This window comes from Pseudomonas sp. SLFW, assembly GCF_009905615.1.
Taxonomy (GTDB): domain Bacteria; phylum Pseudomonadota; class Gammaproteobacteria; order Pseudomonadales; family Pseudomonadaceae; genus Aquipseudomonas; species Aquipseudomonas bambusae.
Genome location: NZ_JAAAKW010000021.1, coordinates 48,883 through 73,270, shown reverse-complemented (window position 1 = coordinate 73,270; position 24,388 = coordinate 48,883). Strand labels below are relative to the sequence as shown.

At 59.4% G+C, this 24,388-nt stretch carries 21 protein-coding genes; 13 read left to right on the top strand and 8 right to left on the bottom strand.

Going from position 1 to position 24,388, the window contains the following annotated elements; genetic code table 11:
* Positions 1 to 525 precede the first annotated feature (525 nt).
* Positions 526 to 1,509 (top strand): YCF48-related protein, encoded by a 984-nt coding sequence (locus tag GVN17_RS25475; protein ID WP_256665384.1) that lies wholly within the window; start codon positions 526 to 528, stop codon positions 1,507 to 1,509.
* 27 nt (positions 1,510 to 1,536) lie between these two features.
* Complete coding sequence (locus GVN17_RS25470; RefSeq protein ID WP_166598051.1) at positions 1,537 to 3,918, top strand: RND family transporter; 2,382 nt, start codon at positions 1,537 to 1,539, stop codon at positions 3,916 to 3,918.
* Between the two features lie 75 nt (positions 3,919 to 3,993).
* Here the strand turns inward: GVN17_RS25470 and GVN17_RS25465 are convergent, their stop codons facing one another.
* Together GVN17_RS25465 and GVN17_RS25460 are read right to left on the bottom strand one after the other, a co-directional pair.
* Positions 3,994 to 4,845 (bottom strand): 3-hydroxybutyryl-CoA dehydrogenase, encoded by an 852-nt coding sequence (locus tag GVN17_RS25465; protein ID WP_166598050.1) that lies wholly within the window; start codon positions 4,843 to 4,845, stop codon positions 3,994 to 3,996.
* A gap of 12 nt (positions 4,846 to 4,857) precedes the next feature.
* On the bottom strand, positions 4,858 to 6,042 hold the full coding sequence (locus tag GVN17_RS25460) for an acetyl-CoA C-acyltransferase family protein (RefSeq protein ID WP_166598049.1): 1,185 nt from the start codon (positions 6,040 to 6,042) through the stop codon (positions 4,858 to 4,860).
* Positions 6,043 to 6,224: 182 nt separating this feature from the next.
* Here GVN17_RS25460 and GVN17_RS25455 point away from each other — a divergent pair, with 182 nt between their 5' ends.
* Positions 6,225 to 7,238 (top strand): AraC family transcriptional regulator, encoded by a 1,014-nt coding sequence (locus GVN17_RS25455; RefSeq protein WP_166598048.1) that lies wholly within the window; start codon positions 6,225 to 6,227, stop codon positions 7,236 to 7,238.
* 30 nt (positions 7,239 to 7,268) lie between these two features.
* Here the strand turns inward: GVN17_RS25455 and GVN17_RS25450 are convergent, their stop codons facing one another.
* Positions 7,269 to 10,388, bottom strand: coding sequence for a glycosyltransferase (locus GVN17_RS25450; RefSeq protein ID WP_166598047.1), 3,120 nt, complete (start codon positions 10,386 to 10,388; stop codon positions 7,269 to 7,271).
* A gap of 312 nt (positions 10,389 to 10,700) precedes the next feature.
* On the opposite strand from GVN17_RS25450, the gene GVN17_RS25445 reads away from it, so the two are divergent.
* Together GVN17_RS25445 and GVN17_RS25440 are read left to right on the top strand one after the other, a co-directional pair.
* Positions 10,701 to 11,942: a glutamine synthetase family protein gene (locus tag GVN17_RS25445; protein WP_178115763.1), complete on the top strand. Its 1,242-nt coding sequence runs from the start codon at positions 10,701 to 10,703 to the stop codon at positions 11,940 to 11,942.
* Positions 11,943 to 11,997: 55 nt separating this feature from the next.
* On the top strand, positions 11,998 to 13,479 hold the full coding sequence (locus GVN17_RS25440) for an MFS transporter (protein ID WP_166598045.1): 1,482 nt from the start codon (positions 11,998 to 12,000) through the stop codon (positions 13,477 to 13,479).
* A 37-nt stretch (positions 13,480 to 13,516) separates the two neighbouring features.
* On the opposite strand, the gene GVN17_RS25435 is transcribed toward GVN17_RS25440, so the two are convergent.
* Positions 13,517 to 13,930: an SDR family NAD(P)-dependent oxidoreductase gene (locus GVN17_RS25435; RefSeq protein ID WP_166598044.1), complete on the bottom strand. Its 414-nt coding sequence runs from the start codon at positions 13,928 to 13,930 to the stop codon at positions 13,517 to 13,519.
* 238 nt (positions 13,931 to 14,168) lie between these two features.
* Here GVN17_RS25435 and GVN17_RS25430 point away from each other — a divergent pair, with 238 nt between their 5' ends.
* Positions 14,169 to 14,915 (top strand): SDR family oxidoreductase, encoded by a 747-nt coding sequence (locus tag GVN17_RS25430; RefSeq protein WP_166598043.1) that lies wholly within the window; start codon positions 14,169 to 14,171, stop codon positions 14,913 to 14,915.
* A gap of 143 nt (positions 14,916 to 15,058) precedes the next feature.
* Complete coding sequence (locus GVN17_RS25425; RefSeq protein ID WP_166598042.1) at positions 15,059 to 16,009, top strand: GlxA family transcriptional regulator; 951 nt, start codon at positions 15,059 to 15,061, stop codon at positions 16,007 to 16,009.
* A 538-nt stretch (positions 16,010 to 16,547) separates the two neighbouring features.
* Here GVN17_RS25425 and GVN17_RS25420 read toward each other — a convergent pair.
* From GVN17_RS25420 to flgA, 4 genes are all read right to left on the bottom strand, one after another.
* Positions 16,548 to 17,288: a flagellar brake protein gene (locus GVN17_RS25420; protein WP_166598041.1), complete on the bottom strand. Its 741-nt coding sequence runs from the start codon at positions 17,286 to 17,288 to the stop codon at positions 16,548 to 16,550.
* 81 nt (positions 17,289 to 17,369) lie between these two features.
* Positions 17,370 to 17,837, bottom strand: coding sequence for a flagella synthesis protein FlgN (locus GVN17_RS25415; RefSeq protein ID WP_166598040.1), 468 nt, complete (start codon positions 17,835 to 17,837; stop codon positions 17,370 to 17,372).
* A gap of 49 nt (positions 17,838 to 17,886) precedes the next feature.
* Positions 17,887 to 18,204 (bottom strand): flagellar biosynthesis anti-sigma factor FlgM, encoded by a 318-nt coding sequence (gene flgM, locus GVN17_RS25410; RefSeq protein WP_166598039.1) that lies wholly within the window; start codon positions 18,202 to 18,204, stop codon positions 17,887 to 17,889.
* A 160-nt stretch (positions 18,205 to 18,364) separates the two neighbouring features.
* Positions 18,365 to 19,126 (bottom strand): flagellar basal body P-ring formation chaperone FlgA, encoded by a 762-nt coding sequence (gene flgA / locus GVN17_RS25405; protein ID WP_166598038.1) that lies wholly within the window; start codon positions 19,124 to 19,126, stop codon positions 18,365 to 18,367.
* Between the two features lie 76 nt (positions 19,127 to 19,202).
* Between flgA and GVN17_RS25400 the strand changes: the two genes are divergently transcribed.
* The 6 genes from GVN17_RS25400 to flgE all read left to right on the top strand — a co-directional run bounded on the left by GVN17_RS25400 (position 19,203) and on the right by flgE (position 24,300).
* Positions 19,203 to 20,135, top strand: coding sequence for a chemotaxis protein CheV (locus GVN17_RS25400; protein ID WP_166598037.1), 933 nt, complete (start codon positions 19,203 to 19,205; stop codon positions 20,133 to 20,135).
* 45 nt (positions 20,136 to 20,180) lie between these two features.
* Positions 20,181 to 21,008, top strand: a complete 828-nt coding sequence (cheR, locus tag GVN17_RS25395) for a protein-glutamate O-methyltransferase CheR (RefSeq protein WP_166598036.1) — start codon at positions 20,181 to 20,183, stop codon at positions 21,006 to 21,008.
* A 369-nt stretch (positions 21,009 to 21,377) separates the two neighbouring features.
* The gene (flgB, locus tag GVN17_RS25390) at positions 21,378 to 21,785 is read left to right on the top strand and encodes a flagellar basal body rod protein FlgB (RefSeq protein ID WP_166598035.1); all 408 of its coding nucleotides are present in this window, start codon (positions 21,378 to 21,380) and stop codon (positions 21,783 to 21,785) included.
* A gap of 3 nt (positions 21,786 to 21,788) precedes the next feature.
* A complete protein-coding gene (flgC, locus tag GVN17_RS25385) occupies positions 21,789 to 22,232 on the top strand; it encodes a flagellar basal body rod protein FlgC (protein WP_166598034.1) in 444 nt (147 codons plus the stop codon).
* A 15-nt stretch (positions 22,233 to 22,247) separates the two neighbouring features.
* A complete protein-coding gene (flgD, locus tag GVN17_RS25380) occupies positions 22,248 to 22,943 on the top strand; it encodes a flagellar hook assembly protein FlgD (RefSeq protein ID WP_166598033.1) in 696 nt (231 codons plus the stop codon).
* A 28-nt stretch (positions 22,944 to 22,971) separates the two neighbouring features.
* Entirely contained in the window at positions 22,972 to 24,300 is a 1,329-nt protein-coding gene (flgE, locus tag GVN17_RS25375; protein WP_166598032.1) for a flagellar hook protein FlgE, read from the top strand.
* Positions 24,301 to 24,388: the final 88 nt, after the last annotated feature.

Here is a 24,388-nt window from a genome sequence, read left to right as displayed (position 1 = left end):
GTAGGTCATCGTCAAGATTAAATTCCAGAACCCCATTTGCGAAAGCAGATGGGGTTTTGTTTTTGCGCGCGGAAAAATGCTGGGCATAACCCAAGCCCAGTCCTGGCCCGAACTATGAGAGCCTCGCACAGCTGCACATATCCCAGCCGTCACGGCCATCGGCCACCTAGGTTGCTAGATATGTCACCCGACAGCCTATTCCAGCGGTTAGAGTTCCCAATCAGTCCCAGTGATAACGCTGCAATCACCTGACCTTTGCTTAACAAAAGATAACGTCATGTTGATTGTCATACGTTTCCCAAGCTGGATAGGATGGGTTCGCCTCGGAAGGCTCGTACGCAGGCTAGAGCGCTTGCAGTACTGAAATGACCTTCCGGAGAACCTAATAAAAATAAAGGAAGGGGAAGCTCCATGCGTGAGCCAGTCATTCGGCGCACTCGGTCCGCGGTCATTCAACGTCATGACGATTCCCGGACGCTACACACGAGCAGGCCTCCGAACGCTGTAGTGTTGTTGCTCATCTCCATGGCCCTCTGCGGCACGGCACTGGCTGCTGAAAGCACGCCGACCGCTGTCCCTGCCGCCAGCGACACGGCCGTTTTCGCACTGGAGTCCGCCAAAGCCTCTCGCAGTCTGCTGTTGGACGTGACTCACGCCGGTAAGCGAATTGTGGTGGTGGGAGACCGCGGTCACATTCTTTATTCCGATGATCAAGGCAAGTCCTGGACTCAAGCCAAAGTGCCAACCCGGCAATTGCTCACAGCAGTGTACTTCGTCGACGATCAGCATGGCTGGGCTGTCGGTCATGATGCGCAGATTCTCGCCAGCAGCGATGGCGGCGCCACCTGGATCAAACAATTCGAAGACCTCAAGCGCGAGGCGCCGCTGTTAGACGTCTGGTTCAAGGACCTCAGCACTGGAATCGCCGTGGGGGCCTACGGCGCGCTGCTGGAGACCACCGACGGCGGTCAGCACTGGAATGACATCGGCGAACGGCTGGATAACGACGACCAGTATCATCTCAATGGCATCGCTTACGTAAAGGATGCAGGTCTGTTCATCGTCGGCGAAATGGGCAGCATGTTTCGCTCGTCGGATGACGGTCAAACCTGGGAAAAACTCGAAGGCCCGTATCAAGGTTCGTTGTTCGGCGCAGTGGGTACGTCCCAAGCGAATACGCTGCTGGCGTACGGCCTGCGCGGCAATCTGTTCCGCTCCACGGATTTCGGCAGCAACTGGGAGCCGGTCGCGCTACAAGGGGAGCGTGGGCCGTTGGAATTCAGCATCGCCAATGCTTCATTGTTGCCGGACAACTCCATCGTGCTGGTCGGCAACGGGGGGAGTGTCATGCGCAGCACCGATGACGGCGAGACGTTCACCGTTTCCAATCGCTCGGACCGTCTCTCACTGGCCGGTGTGGCCGAGGACGACAAAGGCAATCTCATTCTGGTAGGACAGGGCGGCGTTCACGTCACCTCGCCGACAGGCGTTGATGTCGCTCAACAATAAGAACTGACCAGGCGAGGACGCTTATCGATGACAAATCTTCAACAGCCACACGACAAACCGACCTTTCTCGAACAATTGATCTTCAACAATCGTCCGACCGTGATTGGCATTTGTCTGTTGGTCAGTATTTTCCTGTTCTGGCAGGCCACTCTGGTTCGGCCGTCTACCAGTTTCGAGAAGATGATCCCGCTGGGTCATCCTTTCATTCAGAAGATGATGGAGCACCGCAACGACTTGGCGAACCTGGGCAACACCGTGCGGATTTCGGTGGAAGCCAAACAGGGCGATATCTTCACCAAGGAGTACATGGAGACCCTTCGGCAGATCAACGATGAGGTGTTTTACATTTCGGGTGTTGATCGGTCCGGCCTCAAGTCGCTGTGGAGCCCGAGTGTGCGCTGGACCGAGGTGACAGAGGAGGGCTTCGCCGGTGGCGAGGTGATTCCCCAGAGCTATGACGGTTCCCAGGACAGCCTCGACAAGCTGCGCAATAACGTCCTCAAATCCGGTCAAGTCGGGCGATTGGTGGCGAACAACTTCAAGTCCAGCATCGTCGACGTCCCTCTCCAGGAGTTCTACCCGGACCCGGCGGATCAGGGCAAATTACTGCCGCTGGATTACCGGCTGTTCTCCCACCAGTTGGAGGAGAAGATCCGCGACAAATACGAAGCGCAGAACCCCAACGTCGATATTCACATTGTCGGGTTTGCCAAGAAAGTCGGCGACCTGATCGACGGCCTGATCATGGTGGTGATGTTCTTCGGCGTGGCCTTCCTGATCACCCTCGTGCTCTTGATGTGGTTCACACGCTGCACGCGCAGCACCATCGCTGTCTTGAGCACCACGTTGATCGCCGTGGTGTGGCAACTGGGGCTCATGCATGTGGTGGGCTTTGGTCTCGATCCTTACTCGATGCTCGTACCGTTTCTGATCTTTGCCATCGGGATTTCCCACGGCGTGCAGAAAATCAACGGCATTGCCCTGCAATCCAGCGACGCCGACAACGCCCTGACTGCCGCGCGTCGCACGTTTCGCCAGCTGTTTCTGCCGGGGATGATCGCGATTCTGGCAGACGCCGTAGGCTTCATCACGCTGTTGATCATCGATATTGGCGTGATTCGCGAGCTGGCCATTGGCGCGTCCATTGGTGTCGCTGTGATCGTGTTCACTAACCTGATCCTGCTCCCCGTTGCAATTTCCTACGCAGGGATCAGCAAAAAGGCCGTTGTGCGCAGTAAACAGCATGCCGTTCGTGAACACCCGTTCTGGCGTCTGCTGTCGAACTTCGCGGCACCCAAGGTCGCTAAGGTGTCGGTCACATTGGCATTGCTGGCACTGGCGGGAGGCCTCTGGTACGGCCACAACCTGAAGATCGGCGACCTTGATCAGGGCGCGCCGGAATTGCGCCCTGACTCCCGCTATAACCAGGACAACAATTTCATTATCAGCAATTACTCCACCAGTTCTGACGTGTTGGTGGTGATGGTCAAGACGCCGCCTGAAGGCTGTTCGGCCTATCAGACGCTTTCGGCCATCAATGAGCTGTCGTGGAAGATGGAGAACACGCCGGGCGTGCAGTCGGCGATCTCGCTGGTCACTGTGTCCAAGCAGGTGATCAAGGGCATGAACGAGGGCAACCTGAAGTGGGAGTCGCTGTCGCGCAACAAGGACGTGCTCAACAGCTCTATTTCTCGCGCTGACGGTCTGTACAACAACACCTGTTCACTGGCGCCGCTGTTGATCTTCCTCAACGATCACAAGGCCGAGACGCTCGATCGGGCCGTGCACGCGGTGCAGGACTTCGCCAAGGCCAACAACAAGGAAGGGCTGGAATTCCTGTTGGCGGCCGGCAATGCCGGGATCGAAGCGGCGACCAACGAGGTGATCAAACAGGCCGAGTTGACCATCCTGATTCTGGTGTACATCTGCGTCGCCGTGATGTGCATGATCACCTTCCGCTCGTGGGCCGCGACGCTGTGCATCGTGTTGCCGCTGGTGTTGACCTCGGTGCTGGGCAACGCGCTGATGGCGTTCATGGGCATCGGGGTGAAGGTCGCGACCTTGCCGGTGGTGGCATTGGGCGTCGGGATTGGCGTCGATTACGGCATTTACATCTACAGTCGTCTGGAAAGCTTCCTGCGTGCGGGTCTGCCGCTGCAAGAGGCCTACTACGAAACGTTGAAGTCCACAGGTAAGGCTGTGCTGTTTACCGGTCTGTGCCTGGCGATTGGTGTGTGCACGTGGATTTTCTCAGCGATCAAGTTTCAGGCGGACATGGGCTTGATGCTGACGTTCATGCTGCTGTGGAACATGTTCGGGGCGTTGTGGTTGCTCCCTGCACTGGCGCGGTTCCTGATCAAGCCGGAGAAGATGGCGGGCAAAGTGGGGAATTCGTTGTTCTCCCATTGATGGCCGCTTGAAACAAAAAAACCGCAGCCTGAGCAGGTTGCGGTTTTTTATGAGTCTCGGGAATCGCGTGAGCAGTCAGTTGTAGACGAAGAACCCGCGCCCGCTCTTGCGACCCAGATACCCCGCCGCGACCATTTCCTTGAGCAGCGGCGCAGGGCGGTATTTGCTGTCGTTGAAGCCCTCATGGAAAGCCTCGACGATGGCCAGCAACGTGTCGAGTCCGATCAGGTCGGCCAACGCCAACGGCCCGATCGGCTGGTTGCAACCCAGACGCATGCCGTCGTCAATGTCTTGAGCTGTCGCCAGACCTTCCTGAAACACCAGGATCGCTTCATTGATCATCGGCACCAGAATGCGGTTGACCACGAAGCCAGGCCGGTTGCCTGCGGTAATGGCGGTCTTGTTCAGGCGCTCGGCCAGCTTGATCGCGACGACGTGGGTTTCATCGGCTGTTTGCAGGCCACGAATCACTTCGATCAGGCCCATCATCGGCACCGGATTGAAGAAGTGCAGACCGATGAAACGCTCTGGACTGTCGACGCTTGCCGCCAACTGGGTGATCGACAGCGACGACGTGTTGGAGGCAATGACGCAATCAGCCCCCACGTGCGCGGCGATCTGTTTCAACAGGCGCAGTTTGAGGTCGAGGTTTTCGGTGGCCGCTTCGATCACCACCTGCGGCTCATTCAACTGCGCGTAATCGGTGATGCAGCGAATGCGTCCCAGCGCCTCTTCCGCCAGCTCGACCGTCAGCGTCTGTTTGTTGACCTGACGCTCCAGGTTTTTGCGCACTGTGGCAAGGCCGCGTTCCAGCGCAGCGTCATTGATGTCCAGCAGGGTCACGTCGAACCCGGCAATCGCGCAGACTTGCGCAATGCCGTTGCCCATGGTGCCTGCGCCGATCACGGCGATGTGATGCAGGGTCATGCAGCCTCTCCCTTACACGCGTTCGAAGATGACGGCGATGCCCTGACCGCCGCCGATGCACATGGTGACCAAGGCATAGCGGCCGCCGATGCGGTGCAGTTCATGAATGGCCTTGGTTGCGATGATCGCACCGGTCGCACCCACTGGGTGACCGAGGGAAATGCCGGAACCGTTCGGGTTGACCTTCTCCGGATCGAAACCCAGTTCGCGAGCCACGGCGCAGGCCTGGGCGGCGAACGCTTCGTTGGACTCGATGACGTCCAGATCGGCTACCGTCAGGCCCGCACGTTCCAGCACCTTGCGGCTGGCAGGAATGGGTCCCAGCCCCATCATCGACGGCTCGACACCCGCGTGGGCATAGGCCACCAGGCGCGCCAGCGGCTTGAGGCCGTGCTCGCGCACCGTGTCACCGTTGGCCATCACCAGCGCGGCGGCACCGTCGTTCAGGCCCGAAGCATTGCCCGCCGTGACCGTGCCGTCCTTCTTGAACGCGGTCTTCATCTTTTCCAGTTGCTCGGCGGTCACGTCGGCGCGTACGTGTTCGTCCTGTGCAAAGGTGACGGTGCCTTTGCGGGTGGCGATTTCGATGGGCACGATCTGCCCTTCGAAGCGGCCTTCAGCGATCGCGCGGGCGGCGCGTTGCTGGCTGGTCAGCGCCAAGGCATCCTGATCGGCACGGGTGATGCCGTAGTTTTCGGCGATGTTCTCGGCGGTGATGCCCATGTGAATGTTGGCGAACGGGTCATGCAGCGCACCGAGCATGTAGTCATACGCCTGCACGTTGCCCATCCGCGCGCCCCAGCGGGCTTGCGGCATGATGTAGGCGCCACGGCTCATGGATTCGGTGCCGCCGGCCAGCACGGCGTTGGCATCCCCCAGCAACACGGATTGCGCAGCGGAGACGATCGCTTGCAAGCCTGAGCCGCACAAGCGGTTGACGTTCATGGCCGGGGTTTCCTTGGTCAGACCCGCTTCCAGTGCGATGACGCGGGACAAATAAGCATCGCGGACTTCGGTCGGGATCACATGGCCCATGACTACGTGCCCGATATGCTCTGCCGCCAGGCCGGAAGACGCGAGGGCCGCTCGGCTGACCTGAGTGCCCAGTTCGATGGGCGAGACGTCTTTGAGGGAACCGCCGAATCCACCGATGGCGGTACGCAGTGCGCTGACGACGAAAACTTCGGTATTGCTCATGTCGACTCCTGAAACCCGTTGAATGAAAGAAATGGCAACGACGGGCGGCATTTCGGCCACGTGCCAATTGCGGGCAAGTCTAGATCGGCATTTGGGGCGGGCCTATGCCGAAACTGTCCAGATCGGCTGGCGTTCTTTACCATCAGCGCCGTGGCTTATAACGACAAAAGGAAACACGGCTCATGCGGGAAAAGGATTCGGTGTCGATTTATTTCGTCCAACTGGTGGTGCATGCCTTGCGCGACCAGCCTCTGCGCCTGCAATCGGTGCTGGAGGGGGCCGGAATCGACAGGGCGCTGCTGGACGATCCGACAGCCCGTGTGCCCGCCAGTGCGTTCGCCTCGCTGTGGCTGATTCAGATCAAGGAGCTGCGCGATGAATTCTTCGCGCTGGATTCCCACGGCATGCCGCTCGGCAGCTTCTCGCTGATTTGCCGGGGCTTGATCCAGGAGCCGAACCTGGAGAAAGCTTTGCGTCAATGTCTGGCCAACTTTGGGCTGTTCCTGCGGGACTTCAAGGGCAGCCTTATCGTGCGCGGTCAGCGGGCCGTGATTGCGCTGGACAACCTCGCCACCGACCCTGAAAAACGCCGGTTTGGCGAAGAGACGTTTCTGCTGTTGATGATCAGCCTGTTGTGCTGGCTGGGCGGTCGTCGCATCACCATCGACCGCGCGCAGTTTCGCCACACCCGCAACCGGCTGAGCGACGATTCGCTGTTGTGGGGGTTCAACCTGAGCTTTGGCGAGGCGCGAACCGAGGTCGAGTTTTCCAGCCAGTACCTGCGCCTGCCGGTGGTGCAGACGTTGCCGTCGCTCAAGTCATTCCTGCGCACGGCGCCCCAATGGTTGGTGATCCGCTTCCGCAATCAACGGGGCCTCGCCGCGCAGGTCTATCAGCGCTTGCGCGGTAGCCATTACGGCCACTGGCCGACGTTGTTGGAGATGGCCCTTGAACTGAAGCTGAGCCCCACCACGTTCCGCCGTCGGCTAGAACGCGAAGGCTGCGCGTTTCAGGGGATCAAGGACGACGTGCGGCGGGGTATCGCCCAACAGAAACTCCGCGAAACCGACATGAGCGTGGTTGAGATCGCAGCGCTGGTGGGTTTTCAAGAGCCCAGCGCCTTTCACCGGGCGTTCAAGAAATGGACGGGGGAAAGCCCTGGCGGCTACCGACGAGGACGGGCTGCTCAAGGCTGAACCCGGCCTCCTTTGGCGGTGTGCGGTCGCCTACGGCAACCACGCCTTGAGCAGCGCCTGCTGATAAGCGGCGTCCTGAACCCATGCGCTCAGGACCGCGTTGCGCAGGTGTTCGCCCCGTGCGATGCGAGCGCCTTCATCGTGCAAGTGTTCTGCTATCGCCCCTGACCATACGGCTACTTGATTGCTCAGGCGCATCACCGGCAGTTCGCCACGAAAGCCGTCCACGTCGCTACAAATGACCGATACGCCACAGGCGCCGTATTCCAGTAGCAGGCTGTGATCACGGCAATGATTGCTCAGGGTGTCGCGCAGCGGGATCAACGCCAGGTCCAGATTCAATCCGGTGAGCGCGTCGCGATTTCCCCAGAAATGAGCATTGCTGTGCACTTCTACGGCCAGGTGGTTGAGGCGCGCATGGCCACTGCCCAGCAGAATCCAATCAACGTCGAGTTGGCGTATCAGCGCTTCGATCAAGGGGATGTCCGAGTGATGATCACCACTCACGAAGCAGCCGATACGCGGTCGTGGGTTGGGCCGACGCAACGGCAAAGGCATCGCCCACTCAGGGCTCAGGCGCGTGGGCAGAATCAATACGGGGCGAGCATCGCGGTCGAATATCTCCGCCAGTGCGGGGGTCGCCACCACAATGCGGTCAACCAAATGCTGAGCGTTTTGAACGGCGCCTGCCATTTCCAGGTCACTGGGCAGGCCATCGATGTCCAGGACCTTGAGGCATTTTGAATAGGCCGCGAGCTCACGCATTGATTCCAGACGCGATGGGTCGAGGCGCCTATGCAGGACAATAGTGTCCGGCTGATAACGCTCCACGTCGATCACGCCGGGCAGCTGTACGCTGACCACGCCATCGAGCAGGCCTTCGGCTTTGAGGGTTTCGAACGGTTGCGAGATGCGCCGTTGGGCCGATGCGGAGGCGATGGCCGGGACCGCCAGTGCGGTGGGTATGGGCAGCCCTTTGAGTGGCCGCCAGGTCAATTCAGTACGCCCATCGAACTTGAAGCCGGTGTCTTCGAGGGATAGGTTAGGGCTGTATGCAGGATCGTTAGCCATGATGGGGAGCCATTTACTCATCATGCCGTGCTGTTCGGAGCGGAAGCGCTTGATCTTCGCCGCAAAGGCATTGGGATCGACATGGATCTGGCTAACGCTGCCTTCGTGCAGCAGTAATGCGTGAGGCGTCCAGACGACCAGATAGCCCTGTGCACTGACCTTCAGACACAGGTCGACGTCGTTGTAGGACACTTTGAACAGTTCCTCGTCAAGCCCGCCGACTTCATCATAGATCGATCGACGAACCATCAGGCAAGCTGCCGTGACGGCGCTGTAGTTCTGGTCGACCAACACACGTTGCATGTAACCCGGTGTGGCGGCAGGCTGACCGATAAAGGGGTGCCCGGCCGGGCCATTAAGGCCGATGACCACACCTGCATGCTGAATATGGCCGTCTGGAAATAGCAGCTTCGCACCGACGACCCCGACCTCCGGGCGCTGGGCGTGGTTGAGCAGCGCGTCCAGCCACCCCCCGTCGAGAATGGCCGTGTCGTTGTTGAGCAAGACCAGGTACTCGCCCTTGGCGTGGGTGACGGCGAAGTTATTGATCGCCGAATAGTTGAACGGATACGGATAGCGCAGTACACGGATCTTCTCGCCGCCGATGGCCTCTAGCTCGTTCAGCCAGGCAATGGCTTCTTCGGTCTGGCTGTCGTTGTCGACGATGAGCAGCTCGTAATTGAAGTATCGGGTCTTTTCCAGCAACGTTTCCACGCAACGACGCAGGAAGGGCAGTTGGTCCTTGGTCGGGACAATGATGGAGACCAGCGGCTGAGTCGCGTGACCATAGTGGATGTGGTAATGGCGCAGCGGATACTCTCGGACCTGATGATTGGGGTAACCCCGACTGTCGAGGTGACGACCCAAGGCCAAGACTTCATCCGGGTTGGCGCTCAGTTGTGGCGGTTCACAGCTCACCAGCGGTTCTGCGATGTGTTCGATGCAGCTCAGGCCCCGGTCGTCGATGATTCGCAGGATCAGATCGAACTCCAGCGCTTGGGGCAGTTGGCTGTCTAGTCCACCCACGGCCAGAAACGTGTCGCGGCGAAACAGCCAATGCGTTGCCATGATCACAGGCAAGCTGATGAGGTAATCCAGATTGGTGTCGGGTTTGAATACCAGCCCTGCATGCCCGCTACTGAATTGAATTTCATCGCAGTACAGCATGCAAGCCTGCGAGTTCGACAACCGCTGTTCGAGCATGCAGATGCCACTGTCAATCAACTCATCTCCAGCGTTGAGCAGCAGGAGCCACTGGTGATCGACCTTGTCGATCAGTGAGTTGATCTGGTGCGCGGTGGAGGGGCCGAGGCGATCCCATTCCACGTCGAAAGGCAGCGGACCTTCGGGTTCTAGAGGCGTGAGCACATGAACACCAATGCTGGTCGCAGAGCTGGCCTGCCAGTGCAGCACGCTTTTCAGCGTCTTTCTGAGCGCATCGACCGCTCCCGTCGAATCCAGGATGACGACGCCCACGCTTGACTGAGCGTGTGCCGCTTGGTGTCGATCCAGCAGCCGACGTTGCACGGTGGTCAGATGGCGGTCTTCCAGCCAGCGAGACACCTGCAGGTTCATCTGGCTTTGGTGACGCTGCGCCGCTTGCAAAGTCAATGCGATAAACCGCTCCAATTCATCACGTTCCGGCGCTGCCACGTGTAGGTCATCGTTCAGCGGCAGCGTGAGGATCGTCGGCTCGGTCGCCCGGTGACTGACGTCGTGGCTGTGGTAGAACACCAAGTCGGTATCGACCGTGCCGACGTCTTTGGCAATCAGATCATCCGAAGCGTTGAGGATGTAGCGCGCCACAACCCGGCTGGACAATGGGTTGCCTTGCAGCGAGCCGGGATAGACCGCGATCGGTAGTTTCTGCTCAATACTGCACGCCTCCAGAATCTCTTCCGTCAGCAACGGGGTGTCCAGGTTCGGACAGACCACCGTGCCTCCTGCGATGTACGCATTGAGCCCGGCGAGGTTCAACGCATGACACAACAGGTGCATCACCCGGCTGTCATTGTTGGTTTCTTGATAATCACCGGCGTCGAGGAAGTAGGGATGGGCTGTCTTTTTATCGAAAGTCACGGCGTACTCGATGATCATCAGAAAGGGCGGACGGGCTGATCCGCCTGTCAGAGAAGTGGCGGATATGCGGCAAAAAACAAAGGTGCAGCAATATTTCGGCCAGTTCGTTCAGGAACACCTGTGATGCTTGATATTTTGAACGACCGACGTTTATTTTGTACGCCTGCCGCACCACACCGCGCGGCCTGCCAGCCAAAAAGGATTTGAGTCATGTTGAGCGATGGCCATAATTCACTCGCACAGCGATTGATGGGCATTGATGAAATTGAATGCGTCACCCCGGACCTCAACGGCGTGCCGCGTGGAAAAGTAATGTCGGGAGAGGGCTTTCTCGAAGGGCGACGCCTGCAACTGGCCCGGGGCGTGCTGCTGCAATGCATCATGGGCGGCTACCCGGCGGCGAAGTTCTACGGCAGTGACGACGGCGATCTGGCGCTGATCGCTGACGAGCAACAGATCCATCGCCTGCCCTGGAGCGATGAGCCGCGAGCATTGGCGATTTGCGACGCCGACGAGCTGGATGGCGAGCCGTCCAACCTGTCCACCCGGGGTCAGCTCAAATCGGTGATCGCACGGTATGCGCGTCACGGCTGGGCGCCGGTCGTGGCCACCGAACTGGAGTTTTTTGTCTTCGCGCCGAACCGCGATCCCGCTCAGCCGTTCAAGCCGCCGGTGGGGCTGGACGGTCGTCGTGAGGACGGGCAATCAGCGTTCAGCGTGACCTCCAACAACGGCCTGCGCCCGTTCTTCAGCGAAGTCTATAAATGCATGGCTGCGCTGGGGTTGCCTCGCGACACCTTCATGCACGAAATGGGCGTCAGCCAGTTCGAGATCAATCTGCTGCATGGCGATCCTTTATTGCTGGCGGACCAGACGTTCCTGTTCAAGCACATGCTCAAGGAAGTGGCGCTCAAGCACGGCCTGACCGTGGTCTGCATGGCCAAGCCGCTGGCCCATACGCCAGGCAGTTCGATGCACATCCATCAGAGCGTGGTCAACAGCGTCACCGGGCAGAACATTTTCAGCGATGAGCAGGGGGAGCCGACGGAGGCATTCCATCACTTCATTGGCGGGCAGCAGGCGGCAATGGCGGATTTCACCGCTTTATTTGCGCCGAACGTCAATTCCTACCAGCGTTTGTGTCATCCTTTCGCCTCCCCGAACAACGCTTGCTGGTCCCACGACAACCGTGCGGCCGGGTTGCGCATTCCGGCCAGTGCACCGGTCGCTCGTCGGGTGGAAAATCGTCTGCCCGGTGCAGACGCCAATCCCTACCTCGCAATTGCAGCTAGTCTTTCAGCCGGGCTCTACGGGATCGAGCAACGGTTGCAGCCATCGGCGCCGATTCAGGGGGAATTCGTCGTACCGGACAATCTCTCGCTGCCCTGTACCTTGCATGCGGCATTGGAGCGTCTGAAACGCAGCGCTCTGGCCAAGGAACTGTTCGGCGCCGAATTCATCGAAGGCTACATCGCGTCGAAGACCCTGGAGTTGACCAGTTTCTTCAACGAAATTACCCCTTGGGAGCGCCGCGTCTTAGCCTCTCAAGCTTAAGAACCGTGGTTCGAAAACCCTCCATTGGAGGAGGGTTTTCGTTTTTGGAAAGCCAATGCGCCAAATCTGGAAATCGTTTCGAGCGCTGTATTTTGCCTCACTGATGATGTTGATCGGTTCGGGCCTTCTGAGTACCTACCTTGCCTTGCGTCTCGCTGCCGATCAGGTCGATGGCCTGTGGGTCGGTGCGTTGATGGCCGCCAACTACGTCGGTCTGGCGTTGGGCGGCAAGGTCGGTCACCGGCTGATTGGGCGGGTCGGACACATCCGCGCGTACGCGACGTGCGCGGGGATCGTCGGCGCTGCCGTTCTGGGCCACGGGCTGATCAATTACCTGCCAGCCTGGATCTTTCTGCGGATGATCGTCGGCCTCGGCATGATGTGTCAGTACATGGTCATCGAGAGTTGGCTCAACGAACAAGCCTCGCCCAAACAGCGCGGCACGGTGTTCAGCGGCTACATGATCGCGTCGTACCTGGGGCTGGTCCTTGGTCAACTGATTCTCGTGGTGCACCCGCAACTGGGGCCTGAGCTGCTGATGCTGGTCGCGATGTGCTTCACGCTCTGCCTGGTGCCGGTGGCGATGACCCGCAGCATTCACCCGGCGCCGATGCGCCCTGCGCCGCTGGAACCGCTGTTCTTCATGCGTCGCGTGCCACAGTCGCTCACCACGGTGCTGAGCGCCGGTCTGATCATCGGTTCGTTTTACGGCCTGGCGCCGCTGTATGCCGCGCAGCAGGGGCTGAGCACCGAGCATGTCGGTCTGTTCATGGCGACGTGTATCGGCGCGGGTCTTCTTGTGCAAGGGCCCTTGGGCAAACTGTCGGACCGCTATGACCGCGCCTGGCTGATTCGCGGCGTGGCCGGTCTGTTGGTACTGGCGGCGTTGCCACTGGCGGTCTTTCCGGGCTTGCCGCTGGAAGCGGTGTTCGCGATGGGCTTCATGGCGTCGTTGCTGCAATTCGCGCTGTACCCGCTGGCGGTGGCGTTTTCCAACGACCACGTCGAAGGCGAACGCAGGGTGTCGCTGACGGCCATGCTGCTGATGACCTACGGCGTGGGCGCCAGTATTGGGCCCTTGGTGTCGGGCGTGCTGATGAAGCAGTTTGGCAGCAACATGCTCTATGCCTTCGTCTGTTGCATCGCGTTGATTCTGACGCTGCGGATTCGTCCGAAAGCCGTCACCAATCTGCACCAGGTCGTCGACGCGCCACTGCACCACGTCGCGATGCCGGACAGCATGTCCAGCTCGCCACTGGTGGTGGCCCTCGACCCACGGGTGGACGAACAGGTGGTTCAGGATCAGATGCAGACCACGACGGAACCGGCGCCCGACGCTGCCGAGCCTCAGACAGGACAGTCGGCGGAGCCGCAACCCGGCAGCGAAGAACAGCCGGAACGGGTGGTGGCGTCAGGCGAAGGCGTTGTGAGGCCGGTGGCTGTGGTGGACGGCGACGTCAGCACCGAGCCTCAGTCGGCCAAGCCAGATGCCGCTCATGATGCTTTGCGGGATGTCGGCGTGGATCGGCCGTTGTAAGGCCCAACCCGCCTGTCCCCGGTTTCGAACGTTGCGCTCAGTGCAGGGGACCGCTTCGTTCCCATTGCATGAGGAACAGGCTCCATGTCGCGTCGTCCAGCGGGCATTGCGCCTTGCCCGTCACCTCGATCACGGCGCTGACATGGCGTGTCAGCGCCGTCGGCAACAAGGCGCGGTGGGTGCGATAGTTCACCACCAGCGTGATGCTGGCATCGGCGCCCAACAGCCGCTCGATCCGTTGTGCATCTTCACGACGGCTAAGGTCGCCCGCCAGCACTTCCACCAGACGCCCGGAAACATCGGTGATCCGTCTGGCCACCGTTTGCAGCCGATCACGATCCGTCGCGACCAGAATCAGATCGTATCCCTGAGCGGCCATGCGCCGCGCGTATGCCAGGCTTGGGCCTGACGAAACGCCGGTGATCACGGCGGTGCCTCTGTGACTGAACATCCCGCACCTGCTGTCTTGACGTTATCAGGCGTCAGGGTAAGCCCTGTCGCGATCGTGCACCGGTCATAAAAGCCACGAATAAAGACGTGTTTTCCGGCCTTGCACGAATGGCCGGAAAGGGTGTTTTTACGGCACATCGCGCCATCGCCCTCTCTCTAACATCAGTTCCCGAGATGCACACAACGCCACGGCCCTGACTGGCGGCGTGCGCATCAACCCTTACTTTCGGAGAACCGACATGAAATTGACCCAAAACACGATCTTCATCACTGGCGGCGGTTCGGGCATCGGCCGCGCTTTGGCGGAAGCCCTGCATCAACGCGGCAATAAAGTGATCATCGCCGGGCGCCGTGAGGCGCTGCTCAAGGAAGTCGCTGCGGCGAATCCGGGCATGGAAAGTGTGACCCTGGACGTCGGCGATGCAGCCGACATCGCCAAAGTGACCGCTGACGTGGTGCGCCGCTTCCCGACGCTGAACGTGCTGATCAATAATGCTGGCATCATGCAGATCGACGACGCCAGCAAGCCCATCGACGAAAAACTGTTGATCGATACCCTGACCACCAACGTGTCCGGCCCGATCCGCGTGACCTCCGGGCTGATCGAGCACCTGAAAACCCAACCCGATGCGGTCGTGATCAACGTCTCGTCTGTGCTGGCCTTCGTGCCACTGGCCCTGACTGCGGTCTACAGCGCGACCAAGGCGGCGTTGCATTCGTACTCGCTGTCGCAGCGTTTCATGCTCCGCGACACCTCGGTGCGTGTGCTGGAAATCGCGCCGCCGTGGACCCAGACCGACCTGTTGGGCAGCAACGACGAACCACGCGCCATGCCGCTGGGCGAGTTCATCGAAGAAACCCTTGCCGCGCTGGGCACCGATGCCGATGAAATCCTGGTCGAACGTGCCAAGCCTCTGCGTGCAGCGCCAGGCCCGAACGAGATGGCTTTCGTGACCGAGTTCAACAACGGCTTCCTGGCCGGTTGACCCCCTTGCGTCGCTCTGTCCCGCTGCCTCTGGAAGCGGGGCAGAGCGTCTGCATTTTTGATTGAAAGTGCGCTTCAAAGAGAAGGCTTGCTTGCGAGGCGCTTGGGTCTAGAATCGAGTTCTTTGTGACGGGCACCGCCTCTATGCAAACCGTTGCGCTTATTGTCCGGCCTGATTTTCAGGTCATGAGCCTCGCCGCGTTGTCGGCGTTCGAATTTGCCAATCTGGCGGCCGAGAAAAAACTGTACGACATCCACGTCTTGTCTGAGCATGGCGGGCTGGTGGCTGCCAGCGCGTTGTACACCTCGGTGGCCACTCAACCATTGGATCGTCCGCAATTCGACACGGTGCTGATCAGTGGCGCCATGGATGCGTCGTCGGCCTCACCGGCGATCAATGCGTTTCTCATCGACGCCTACGCGACGTCCCGTCGGGTGGGCGCGTTGTGCGTGGGCGCGTTTGCCCTGGCCGAAGCGGGGTTGCTTGATGGGCGTCGCGCCACCGTGCATTGGGCGCGAGCGCGTGAAATGCGTGAGCGCTTTCCCGCCATCAAGGTCGAGGAAGACCGGATTTACATCATCGACGGCAAAATCTGGACCTCGGCCGGCATGACGGCGGCACTGGACCTGACCCTCGGCATGGTGGAAAAGGACCACGGCGCCGAGCTGGCGCGCAAGGTGTCGCAGCATCTGGTGCTCTATCATCGTCGCGCCGGCGGACAGTCGCAGCATTCGGCGATGTTGGAGATGAGCCCCAGCTCCGACCGCATCCAGCTGTCGCTGGAGTACGCCCGCAAGCACCTGCGGCGGGAGTTGTCGGTGGAAGAGCTGGCCGACGCCGCCTGCCTCAGCCCGCGCCAGTTCAGCCGGTCATTTCGGGCGGAAACCGGCATGTCGCCCGCCAAGGCCGTGGAGAACCTGCGGCTGGAAACGGCCCGACTGATGATGGAGCAGGGGCGTCACTCGCTGGAAGTTGTGGCCACAGAAACGGGATTCGGGGATCGGGAACGCATGCGTCGGGCGTTCATCCGCGTCTACGGGCAGTCACCCCAATCGCTGCGACGCAGTTTTGGCCCCGTGGTGGACGCGTTCTAACGTGCTACACGGCGCGTATCTGTGCACGGCCTCACCCTGTGGGGGCCACCAGCCGTCCCGGCGACGCTGAACTTCTGTGGGAGCGAATTTATTCGCGAAGATTGACCAGCCGCTGGAAATGTATCGGCTGTACCGCCCCCTTCGCGAATAAATTCGCTCCCACAGGTTGAGGTCGCGCCCGGCCTTGGATTCGGAGGCGACGCTGTACTTCTGTGGGAGCGAATTCATTCGCGAAAGAAGGATCAGGCGACGGAGACGTGTGGGCTGTACCGGCCCTTCGCGAATGAATTCGCTCCCACAGGTTGAGGTCGAGTCAGGCCTCGGTCTCGAAGGCAACGCTGAACTTCTGTGGGAGCGAATTCATTCGCGAAGATTGACCAGCCGCTGGAAATGTATCGGCTGTACCGCCCCCTTCGCGAATGAGTTCGCTCCCATTGTTGAACCTGCGCCAGCCGCCAAACTTCGAGGCGACACTGGCTTGTGTGGGATGCCGAAAAAAGGGGGAGGTGGAAGATGAAACGGCCCCGAAGGGCCGTTATCAGAAGTCGTCGTCTTTGTCGAAGCGACGGGCTTCGCGCTGCAATTGGTACACGAACCGTTCGACCTGGCGTTGCACCAACCCACTGATGTTGTGGAAGCGAACACCGGCGAAGGTGGTGTTGATCTTTTCTTCGAAGTGCAGGTATCGCAGCTCTACCGAGGTGCTCATGCTGCCGAAGGGCAGGGAGGCGATAAAGCGTTCGTAGACCTGGCCCAGTTGCATGCGTTCGGAGACGTCGCCTTCAAAGCGCAATTTGCAGCCGGTGGCCGAGACGTCCAGAAGCTTGCCGCGCAACGGCGACTTGAGCTTGTCACCACCGATTTCGATGTCCACCAGCGAGGCCAGCTTCAATGCAGCGCGAAAGGCATTGCGGCGTTGGTGGTAAACGACTTCTTCAGGCAGAGGGCCACGGTAGCTGTGCGGCTCCTCGATGATGGTCATCTGTGCCTTCACTTCCCAGGCGATTCGCACGCCGTCGTGGAAGCCTTCGACGCGAAACGGCTCGCCATTGGCCAGATACCGTTCACCGTCGCGGGGAATCATTTCGTCGAGCGCGATCTCGTTGCTGTCGCGATCAACGTCGATGACATAGCTCTGGAAGCGCTGACTGCGCTCGTGAAAAGTGATGATCAGCGGATCATGACTTTCCATCAGCAACCGCATGTTGGCGGCAATTTCCAAAGGCGTGGTAAGTACCTTCGGGGGCTGCGGAACATCTTCCGCGCTTGAGGCATTCACGGTTTATCCATCTCCAGGCAAAAAACGACAGCGTGCGGCCGAGGCATTTTGCCATCATGTTGCACGCCTTGATACAAGAACTTACGCCTGGCTGAGCGGACGTGGTCTGGCCCTGCCTGATGTCGAACCCCGGCTGTCATAGAGCGTTGGAGTGTCGCCACCGTTGAGGATTCTGAGTTGCTGTGCCGTGGTCAGTTGCTGTAACTGAATCAGGCCGCCGTTCTGTTCATTGGCCGCTTGGCACTCGGCTATCAGTGCACTCAGTTCATCGCCCGCTGTCAATAACGCTTCACCCACTGACGAGTGTTTAGCCACTTCCTCAAGTCCCGCTCGACTGGCGGGCAGGCCAAGACTCGACAACAGTTGCGAGCGTCTGCGTCCGTGCTGTTCGAGCACGATCACCAACGCCTGTTTCTGCGCCAGGATGTGTTCCATTTCGACCATATTGCGACCATGCAGCGCCAATGACTCGGCCTTCAGGATCTCCAGCAGATGCTGGGCTGGCGCAATATCGTCCGTGATCAGTTGAAGCAAAGTAGTGTCTTGCATCGCATGCCCTGGGATTTAAGCGTCCAGAAGCCCCTGCGCGGACCGGGGGCTAGCGCTGGGCTTCAAAATTAAGCATTTTGCTCGCAACACGGTTGCTGTCGACCTTGTAGCTGCCGTCGGCGATAGCCTGCTTCAACTCAGCGACACGGCTGCTGTTGACGACGGGCTGATCACGCAACGAATCAGTGATCTTCTGCAACTGTTGAGCTTCGCTGCTCAAATGTACTGTCTCGCCACTGCCGCTGACGCTTTCGGAAGTCCTGACCGTCGCCGCGGCGTCGGTTTTGCTGGTTTCCTTGGCGTTAGGAGTACGTGTTGTACCTCCAACGGTGGTGGAACTATTCAAACGACTGAAGTCGATGACCATGATTGAAAACCTCTGGGTTCTAGGACGCTTGCCTTGGTTTCGGCCAAACCCGGAATAACTTTAGGGCCTATACGAAAACAGTCTCAAATGGACTGCGTATCAGGCGTATGGGTTCCGAGTGTAGGAAAAGCGCAAGCGTAGCGCCAGAGGACATCAGCGTTTACATAGGCACCTCGACCTGACCAGGGGCCACGATATTGGCCTTGATCACGCGTTTCGAATTCAGGTTTTTCACCCGTATCTGTTCGTTGAAGCCACCATCCGAGAGGGCCTCGCCGGGCATGCGCACACTCATCGAGCCGCTGCGAGCACTGATGACCACCTGATCGCCTTTGTGCACCATTTGCGGCTGTTCAAGGTGGACGGGCGTCAGAATCTGATCGATGACCGTTGGTCGGACCACTTTCTGCCCGACCGCCTGATCGAGGGAATCAAGGAAGCCTTGCCCCAGCTGCCCTACGTCGCGTTCACGCAGCGCCACGTCGCCTTCAGAAACGATGGCATCCCGCTTCATTGGCCGGACCACCGTCACGACATTGCGAAACAGATGTACCTGGGCGGGCACGAACACCGTCCATGGAGCACTGCCTTCACAGCGCACTTTGACGGTGACCCGGCCAATGGGTTGGGCGGGGCTTTCCAGTGACGCTGTCAAATCCTTGTCGCAATGCGCCATGCGCAAGCGAGGGTCGAGCTGCTTGACCTCGATCTCGTAGCGACCGGCGGTCTGGCTGGTGGCCAAATAGTCTTCCACGGTGAATTCAAGAAAGCCCTGGGTGACGCCGATAAGTTGTTCAGGCAAGGTCACATTGTCCGCACGGCTGATCCCGGCGGCACAGAGCAGACACGCCGCCATGAGCAGGCTGAAAAGACTGCGAAGGGCGGAGGCCGGGTGTCGGGATACTGTCGTTTGTGTGTTCATGACAGGTAAATAGCAAGGCCCGTGCCGCTTGCCGATGGGGCAGTGCGCAATTGGTCGTTTTGGGAAGGAGTGGGGCATGGCTGGTGTTTTGGATTCAGTGAACCAGCGCACTCAACTGGTAGGGCAGAACCGCCTTGAACTGCTGCTGTTCCGTCTGGATGGCAAGCAGTTGTATGGGATCAACGTGTTCAAGGTAAAAGAGGTGCTTCAGTGCCCAAAACTTACCCATATGCCCAAATCCAGTCCGATTGTGCGCGGAGTGGCAAATATTCGTGGCGGGACCATTCCGATCCTCGATCTGGCAATGGCAACGGGTGCGGCCCCGTTGGGCAGCGTTGACAATGCGTTCGTCATCATTACCGAATACAACACCAAGATTCAGGGCTTCCTGGTGCATTCGGTCGAACGCATCGTGAACATGAACTGGGAAGACATTCATCCGCCACCCAAGGGCACCGGTCGCGATCACTACCTCACGGCCGTGACGCGTCTGGACAACCAGTTGGTGGAAATCATCGACGTGGAGAAAATCCTCGCCGAAGTGGCGCCCGTGTCGGAAAACATTTCGGCGGGTGTGGTCAGTGCGGAAGTCCAGCACAAGGCCATTTCCCTGCGAGTGCTGACGGTCGATGACTCATCGGTGGCGCGCAAGCAGGTCACGCGTTGCCTGCAGACCGTTGGCGTTGAAGTCACAGCGTTGAACGACGGTCGCCAGGCGCTGGAGTTCCTGCGCAACCTGGTGAACGAGGGCAAGAAGCCCGAAGAAGAATTTCTGATGATGATCTCCGACATTGAAATGCCGGAGATGGACGGCTACACCTTGACTGCCGAGATACGCAACGATCCGCGCATGCAGAAGCTGCACATCATCTTGCATACTTCGCTGTCTGGCGTATTCAACCAGGCGATGGTGAAGAAGGTGGGCGCCGATGATTTCCTGGCCAAGTTCCGGCCGGACGATCTGGCAGCTAGAGTGGTAGAGCGTATCAAGGCGGCAGATATCAGTTGAGGAGGGGCGTTCCCTCCTGGCTGTTCACATGATTTGAGAGGCGGCATGTCTACAGGTAATTTGGATTTTGAACAGTTCCGGGTCTTCCTGGAAAAAGCCTGTGGCATTTTGCTGGGTGAAAATAAGCAGTATCTGGTGTCCAGCCGCCTGAACAAGCTGATGGAGCAGCAGGGCATCAAGTCGCTGGGTGAGTTGATTCAGCGTATCCAGAGCCAGCCCCGCAGCGGTTTGCGTGAGCAGGTGGTGGACGCGATGACCACCAACGAAACGTTGTGGTTTCGCGACACCTATCCGTTCGAGGTGCTCAAGAGCAAGGTCTTGCCGGAGCAGATCAAGGCCAGCCCTGGCTTGCGTCCACGCATCTGGTCGGCGGCCTGTTCGTCGGGGCAGGAGCCGTATTCGTTGTCGATGTCGATCGATGAGTTCGAGCGCAGCAATCCGGGGCAGTTGAAGGCCGGTGCGCAGATCGTCGCGACGGACCTGTCGGGCAGCATGTTGAACAATTGCAAGACGGGCGAGTACGACAGCCTGGCGATTGGCCGTGGGCTCTCGCCCGATCGCCTGCAACGCTATTTCGATCAGAAAACCCCCGGCCGCTGGACCGTCAAGACGCCGATCAAGAGCCGGGTCGAGTTCCGTTCGTTCAACCTGCTGGACAGCTATGCGGCGCTGGGCAAGTTCGACATCGTGTTTTGCCGGAACGTGTTGATCTACTTTTCCGCCGAGGTGAAGAAGGACATCCTGCTGCGCATTCATGCGACGCTGAAGCCGGGTGGGTATCTGTTCCTCGGGGCGTCGGAGGCATTGAACGGTTTGCCGGATCATTACCAGATGGTGCAGTGCAGCCCGGGGATCATTTACCAGGCCAAGTGATGGTGGGTTGGGTGATGGTCTTGAAACCCTGCTTCGGCGGGGTTTTTCTTTTTCTGGGCCTGTCGCCATTCCCCTGTGGGAGCGAATTCATTCGCGAAAGATTGAAGGGCGACAGAGATGTGTTGCCTGTGCGGGCCTTTCGCGAATGAATTCGCTCCCACAGTCGAACTTGTGCGGCGCCCCACCGGCAAAAAAACGACACCCCCCTTGCCGCTTTCCTCCCCGACAGCGGAAATCACTTGCCGCTTTTCTGGCATTGCCACGGTGCAAGTCCTTTGAAACCCCGTGAATACGGGTGTTTTGGAAAGTGGCACGCCGCTTGCTAACTCTCTGTCACGAACATCTGGTCAACCGATAAAGGTTCCCGACATGAGCATCAGCTTCGAAAACGCACTGGGCATTCACGAGAAAGCGCTGAACTTCCGCGCCCAACGTGCCGAAGTGCTGGCCAACAACATCACCAACGCCGACACGCCTAACTACAAGGCGCGCGACCTGGATTTTTCCAAGGTGCTGGCGGCTGAGAGTGACAAGGCCAAGAACGGCACGTTCGCCTTGAACACCACGAACAGCCACCACATCGAAGCCAGTGGTATGGACGCCGGCGAAGCGAGCCTGCTGTACCGCACGCCGTCGCAGCCGTCGCTTGACCAGAACACCGTCGACACTCAGGTCGAGAACGCCAATTACGCGGAAAACGCCATTGGCTTCCAGGCCAGCTTCACGCTGCTCAACAGCAAGTTCAAAGGGCTGGTTTCAGCCCTGCGCGGAGAGTAATTCATGTCTCTATCCAGTGTTTTCAATATTGCCGGTAGCGGCATGAGTGCCCAGAACACTCGCCTGAACACCGTGGCCAGTAACATCGCCAACGCCGAAACCGTCTCGTCCAGCATGGACAAGACCTACCGTGCCCGTCACCCGGTGTTTGCCACCGTGTTTCAGGGGCAGGAGTCGGGAGGCAGCGCTTCGTTGTTCGAAGACCAGGGCCAGGCGGGCACCGGCGTGCAGGTTTCCGGCATCGTCGAAGACGCGTCCAACCTGGAAGCGCGTTACGAGCCCAACCATCCGGCTGCTGACAAGAACGGTTACGTGTATTACCCGAACGTCAACGTCGTCAACGAGATGGCAGACATGATCTCGGCCAGCCGTTCGTTCCAGACCAACGCGGAAGTCATGAACACCGCAAAAACAATGATGCAAAAAGTCCTGACCCTCGGTCAGTGATAAGGGGCGAACGCCATGACGGCTGTAAATAACGACACATCGAGCGACTACCTCAAGTCGCTGCAGACGGCGACCTCGGGCAAGGTTGGCGACTCTTCCACCGGGGCGAGCACCCTCGGCAAGGATTCCTTTCTGAAACTGCTGGTGACGCAACTGCAGAACCAGAACCCGCTGGACCCGCAGGACAACAGCCAGTTCGTGGCTCAGTTGGCGCAGTTCAGCAGCGTGGAAAGCCTGCAAAACCTGAGCACCTCCGTCGATGCCATCGGTGGCATGTATCAGTCGTCGCAAGCGTTGCAGGCGTCTTCTCTGGTGGGTCGCTCGGTGATCATCGACGGCACCTCGACCTCCGTCGACACCACCAAAGGCATGACCGGTCAGGCGGTGTTGCCTTCGACCAGTACCTTGACCTCCATCAAGATCAAGGACAGCACCGGCACCGTTGTGCGCACCCTGGATCTGGGCGAGCAGAAGGCCGGCACCACCAACTTCACGTGGGACGGCAAGAACGACGCGGGCGAAACCGTGCCTTCCGGCAACTTCAGCTTCGAGGCGACCGGTTCGCTGGATGGCAAGAACACCGGCCTGACTACCTACCTGCCCGCGACCGTCAACAGCGTGACCATGGGCACGGCAGGCAGCCCGCTGACTCTCAATCTGGCCAACGGCACCAACATTGCCTTGACCAAAGTTCAACAAATCGGAATCTAGAGCCGACTCGACGGCGCAGGAGTGATACATGTCTTTCAATATCGGTCTGAGTGGGCTCTACGCAGCGAACAAAAGTCTGGACGTGGCGGGTAACAACATCGCCAACGTCGCAACGGTTGGCTTCAAGGCTTCCCGTGCCGAATTCGCTGACCAATACGCGCAATCCATCCGTGGCACCTCCGGTGGCACCGACGTGGGCAGCGGCGTGCGTACCGCAGCGGTGACCCAGCAGTTCACCCAGGGTTCGCTGACCACCGGCACCGGCCGTGACCTGGACCTTGCCATCAACGGCAACGGTTTCTTCATGATGAGCAACAACGGTGAGAAGCTGTACACCCGTGCAGGCAACTTCCACACCGATACGTCCGGCAACATCATCGACAACAACGGCAACCGTCTGCAGGGCTATGCCACTGACGGCAACGGCAACGTCATGACCGGCGTGCTGACCGACCTGAAGATCGACAACTCGAACATGGCGCCGAAGGCCACCTCGGCGATTTCCATCGCGTCCAACCTTGATTCGTCCAAGCCTATCAACACCGGCGCGGCGTTCGACCCGGCTGACACCAGCACCTACACGTCGACGTTCAGCACGCCGATTTACGACGACCAGGGTAACGAGCACACCCTGTCCCAGTATTTCCGCAAAGACGCTGCGAACGAATGGACCATGTACAGCCTGATCGATGGTCGAAGCATCAATGACCCGGCGGCGACTCCGCCCGTTGCGGACGTCACCAAACTGTCGTTCGACGGCAGCGGCAACCTTCAGCCGATCACCACGTCCGGCCCGAACGTGACAGTGAACGCGACCGACAACACCTTGGTCATCAACGGCTGGAAGCCAGGCCAGAGCACGCTCGACAGCACCGGCAAGACGGTGTGGGTAGAGAGCAAGGCCACCGGTAACGCCACGATGAAGCTGAACATGCTGGCGACTACCCAGACCAACGCTGTGGGCGGTCCGATCTCCAAGACCCAGGACGGTAACTACACCGGCCAGATCAGCGCCATGAGCGTCGACGCCACCGGCAACCTGTTCGCCAGCTACACCAACGGCCAGTCCAAAGTGATCGGCCAGGTGGCGCTGACCACCTTCGCCAACGTCCAGGGCCTGGCCCCGGCGGGCGGCACCATGTGGCGTGAAACCTACGCGTCGGGCATCCCGGTCACCGGCGCGCCGGAATCGGGTACGCTGGGCAACATTACCGGTTCTGCGCTGGAAGAATCCAACGTCGACCTGACCGGCGAACTGGTTCAGCTGATCAAGGCGCAGAGCAACTACCAGGCGAACGCGAAGACCATCTCGACTGAGAGCACCATCCTGCAAACCACGATTCAAATGGTTAACTGATTCGGCGACAGTCGAATCCTTAAACAGCCCCTCTTCGGAGGGGCTTTTTTTTTGTCCGTCCCATTCCGAAAACATCAAGAGCTGTCCC

Bases quoted from the DNA above. Each gene is read 5' to 3' on its own strand.
- GVN17_RS25475 (WP_256665384.1), top strand. From the start codon at position 526: ATGGCCCTCTGCGGCACGGCACTGGCTGCTGAAAGCACGCCGACCGCT.
- flgD (WP_166598033.1), top strand. From the start codon at position 22,248: ATGACGGCTGTAAATAACGACACATCGAGCGACTACCTCAAGTCGCTG.
- GVN17_RS25425 (WP_166598042.1), top strand. From the start codon at position 15,059: ATGCAAACCGTTGCGCTTATTGTCCGGCCTGATTTTCAGGTCATGAGC.
- GVN17_RS25400 (WP_166598037.1), top strand. From the start codon at position 19,203: ATGGCTGGTGTTTTGGATTCAGTGAACCAGCGCACTCAACTGGTAGGG.
- flgE (WP_166598032.1), top strand. From the start codon at position 22,972: ATGTCTTTCAATATCGGTCTGAGTGGGCTCTACGCAGCGAACAAAAGT.
- flgA (WP_166598038.1), bottom strand. From the start codon at position 19,126: ATGAACACACAAACGACAGTATCCCGACACCCGGCCTCCGCCCTTCGC.
- GVN17_RS25455 (WP_166598048.1), top strand. From the start codon at position 6,225: ATGCGGGAAAAGGATTCGGTGTCGATTTATTTCGTCCAACTGGTGGTG.
- GVN17_RS25445 (WP_178115763.1), top strand. From the start codon at position 10,701: ATGTCGGGAGAGGGCTTTCTCGAAGGGCGACGCCTGCAACTGGCCCGG.
- GVN17_RS25460 (WP_166598049.1), bottom strand. From the start codon at position 6,042: ATGAGCAATACCGAAGTTTTCGTCGTCAGCGCACTGCGTACCGCCATC.
- GVN17_RS25435 (WP_166598044.1), bottom strand. From the start codon at position 13,930: ATGTTCAGTCACAGAGGCACCGCCGTGATCACCGGCGTTTCGTCAGGC.
- GVN17_RS25415 (WP_166598040.1), bottom strand. From the start codon at position 17,837: ATGCAAGACACTACTTTGCTTCAACTGATCACGGACGATATTGCGCCA.
- GVN17_RS25465 (WP_166598050.1), bottom strand. From the start codon at position 4,845: ATGACCCTGCATCACATCGCCGTGATCGGCGCAGGCACCATGGGCAAC.
- cheR (WP_166598036.1), top strand. From the start codon at position 20,181: ATGTCTACAGGTAATTTGGATTTTGAACAGTTCCGGGTCTTCCTGGAA.
- flgB (WP_166598035.1), top strand. From the start codon at position 21,378: ATGAGCATCAGCTTCGAAAACGCACTGGGCATTCACGAGAAAGCGCTG.
- flgC (WP_166598034.1), top strand. From the start codon at position 21,789: ATGTCTCTATCCAGTGTTTTCAATATTGCCGGTAGCGGCATGAGTGCC.
- flgM (WP_166598039.1), bottom strand. From the start codon at position 18,204: ATGGTCATCGACTTCAGTCGTTTGAATAGTTCCACCACCGTTGGAGGT.
- GVN17_RS25470 (WP_166598051.1), top strand. From the start codon at position 1,537: ATGACAAATCTTCAACAGCCACACGACAAACCGACCTTTCTCGAACAA.
- GVN17_RS25430 (WP_166598043.1), top strand. From the start codon at position 14,169: ATGAAATTGACCCAAAACACGATCTTCATCACTGGCGGCGGTTCGGGC.
- GVN17_RS25440 (WP_166598045.1), top strand. From the start codon at position 11,998: ATGCGCCAAATCTGGAAATCGTTTCGAGCGCTGTATTTTGCCTCACTG.